This window comes from Burkholderia sp. Ac-20353 (assembly GCF_017104785.1).
GTDB lineage: Bacteria > Pseudomonadota > Gammaproteobacteria > Burkholderiales > Burkholderiaceae > Burkholderia.
The window spans coordinates 1-2,912 of sequence record NZ_JAAGPL010000402.1; the positions used below are offsets into that span (position 1 = coordinate 1).

Annotated in this window: 3 protein-coding genes and 1 riboswitch; of the genes, 2 read left to right on the plus strand and 1 reads right to left on the minus strand. The window is 67.4% G+C overall.

Annotation, left to right across the window (positions count from 1 at the left end):
• Positions 1–385: 2'-5' RNA ligase family protein (locus G3N94_RS40645; protein WP_346778776.1), on the plus strand; the 385-nt coding region annotated here is incomplete at its 5' end.
• A gap of 26 nt (positions 386–411) precedes the next feature.
• Here G3N94_RS40645 and G3N94_RS40650 read toward each other — a convergent pair.
• Positions 412–2,172, minus strand: coding sequence for an ABC transporter ATP-binding protein/permease (locus tag G3N94_RS40650; RefSeq protein ID WP_205799810.1), 1,761 nt, complete (start codon positions 2,170–2,172; stop codon positions 412–414).
• Between the two features lie 267 nt (positions 2,173–2,439).
• Positions 2,440–2,562, plus strand: a riboswitch (TPP riboswitch).
• A gap of 215 nt (positions 2,563–2,777) precedes the next feature.
• Between G3N94_RS40650 and G3N94_RS40655 the strand changes: the two genes are divergently transcribed.
• Positions 2,778–2,912, plus strand: a 135-nt coding sequence (locus G3N94_RS40655; protein ID WP_205799811.1) for an FAD-dependent oxidoreductase, incomplete at its 3' end; no start/stop codon positions are given.

Here is a 2,912-nt window from a genome sequence, read left to right on the forward strand (position 1 = left end):
GAACGCGCTGCCGCTGCAGCAGGTCGAGCGGCTCGCGTGGTGGCCGAGCCTGCCGAAGGCGCGCCTGATCGTCGCGGCGCTCGGCGCCGAACCGGCGCTGGTCGCGCTGAACGACGCGCTCGTCGCGGCGTTGCGGGATCTCGGCCTGCCGACCGATCGCCGGTCGTTCCGGCCGCACGTGACGCTCGCGCGGGTGCCGCACTATGCGGTCGGGCAGCCCGCGCACGGCGGCATGCTGCGCGAACCGGTCGCGTTGCGTTTCGATGCCCTCACGCTGTTCGAGAGCCATTTGTCGCACGACGGCGCGTCGCACCGGCCGATCGTGTCGGCGGAGATTGCGCTGGCGGATAAGGGGGAGGGTGGCGAGCCTGCTTGTACCAACTAGAGCAGGCTCGTGCCAGCCAACAACGATTACGCGGCGACCCTGTCGCTGTCGCTCACGCGTTCGACGTTGATCGTGCCGCCGTGGTACGCCGCGAGCGATTCGCGGTGCGCGATGCTGACGATCGCGGCCTGCGGCAGCCGCTCGTTGAAAACGTGATAGAGGCGCGCTTCGTTGTCCGCATCGAGCGCGCTCGTCGCTTCGTCGAGGAACAGGAAGTCGGGCTTGTGCAGCAGCACACGCGCGCCCGCGAGACGCTGCTGTTCGCCCGGCGACAGCACGCGCGTCCAGTGCGCGGTCTCGCCGAGCCGGTCGACGTAGTCCTCGAGCCGGCACGCGCGCAGCGCGTCGCGGCATGCTTCGTCGCTGAACACGTCGGCGGTGGCCGGGTAGGTGAGCGCGGCCTTCAGCGTGCCGATCGGCAGATAGCTCGTCTGCGGCACGAACATCATTCGCGCGCCGACCGGTGCGTCGATCGCGCCGTCGCCGAACGGCCACAGGCCCGCGAGCGCGCGCATGAACGTGCTCTTGCCCGAACCCGACTTGCCGATCACGAGCCAGCGTGAGCCGGGCTCGATCGTGACGGTGCCGATGTCCGCGAGCGCGTTGCCGTTCGGCAGCGCGAGCTTCAGCGACGACGTCGACAGTTGCTCGCTGTCGACGTAGTGCAGGTTGATGCCGCCGTGCTCGGTCGCGGGCGACACGCTTTCCTTCAGGTGCGATGCACCCATCACGCGCTTGAATTCGCGCAGACGGTTGACCGTCGCGCGCCATTCGACGAGGGTGCTGTAGCTGTTGATGAACCAGGAGAACGAGTCGCTGACGGTGTTGAACGCGGACGAGATCTGCATCAGCACGCCGAACGAGAATGCGCCCGCGAAGTAGCGCGGCGCGGCGACGACGAGCGGGAAGATGATCGCGATCTGGCCGTAGAAGCTCAGCACGAACGTGAGCCGCTTCGTGTACTTCATCACGCGCCACCAGTTGTCGCGGATCCGCATGAACAGGTTATGCGCATTGCCGTTCTCGGTGTTCTCGCCGTCGTAGAACGCGATCTGCTCGGCGTTCTCGCGCACGCGGATCAGCCCGAAGCGGAAATCCGCCTCGACGCGCTGCTGCTGGTAGTTGATCGACACGAGCGGATGGCCGACCTTCTGGATGATCAGCGAGCCGACCACCGCGTACAGCGCGGCTGCCCACACCATGTAGCCGGGGATCGCGATCGGGGTGCCGCCGAGCGTGAGCGTCAGCGCGCCCGCGAGCGACCACAGGATCGTGATGAACGACACGAGCGTGACGACCGTCGACAGCAGGTCGAGCGACAGCGCGAGCGTGGTCGTCGCGAACGATTGCAGGTCGTCGGTGATCCGCTGGTCGGGGTTGTCAGCGAGGCGGTCGCGTTCGATCCGGTAGAACGCGCGGTCGCCGAGCCACTGGCCGAGGAAGCGCTCGGTGAGCCACTGGCGCCAGCGGAAGCCGAGCATCTGCCGCAGGTAGCGGCCGTACACGGCGAGGATGATGAAGCCGAACGCGAGCGCCGAGAACTGCATCAGCAGGTTCGGGAAGTCGTGGACGTCCTTCGATTGCAGTGCGTTGTAGAACTCCGCGTTCCATTTGTTGAGTCGCACGTTGATCCAGACGACGCAGAGGTTGATCACGATGATCGTGACGAGCAGCCCCCACGCGATTTTCCATTCGGACGAGACCCAGTAGGGCTTGATGAGGCTCCACGCGGATACCGGGCGCTCGTCCTGCGGTGCGTCGTGGGCGGTGTGGGTCGATTGGGTCATGTGCTTCCTGATGAGTAGCCGGCGCGCGTCAGGTGAAGCCGCGCGCGCCGCGGAACGGCATGCCGCGAAAAGGCGCCCGTCGCGCGGGCGTTCCGGATGGTGGCCCGCGCGTCTTAAATGGCCCTTAACGGCCGGCGGTGATACGGCGGCCGGCACGTGAAACGCGTGCCGGCCTGCGGGCATTGTGCCAGACCGGCGTGCGGCATCGGTGAAATTGCCGACCGGGGACAGTTTGCGGCCGTTTCCGCTTTTATGGTCTAATGGCCGTCGACGAAACAGGGGTGCTTCGTGCGCAGCCGGCAGATAGTCCGGGCGGCGCGGCGAGGCTGAGAGAGACCCTTTGCACCCGATCCGGGTAATACCGGCGCGGGAAGTTTCCGATCCCGCCGGGCCGTGCTGGCTGCCTCCCCATTGCCAGCGCCCTGTCCCGCCCGGCCGGCCTTTGCTGCCGGTTTCGTCCTTTTGGGTACGCGCAACTGCGCGTTACGGAAGGATGCGATGACCGTTCAATCTTCAGTCTTTTGTACCGTCCCGCGTGCACTCGCACGGGGCCGCGCACGTGCGTCCGCACGGCGCGCATGCGTGTTCCGCGAGGAGGGCGCGCGATGACCGTCACGAATTCCCGGCCGGATTTCGCGGTACTGGGCGGCGGCCTCGTCGGCCGCCTGATCGCATGGCGGCTGGCCGGCGACGGCCACCGGGTCGCGCTCTACGAGCGCGGCGGCCCTGACGGCGAGCAG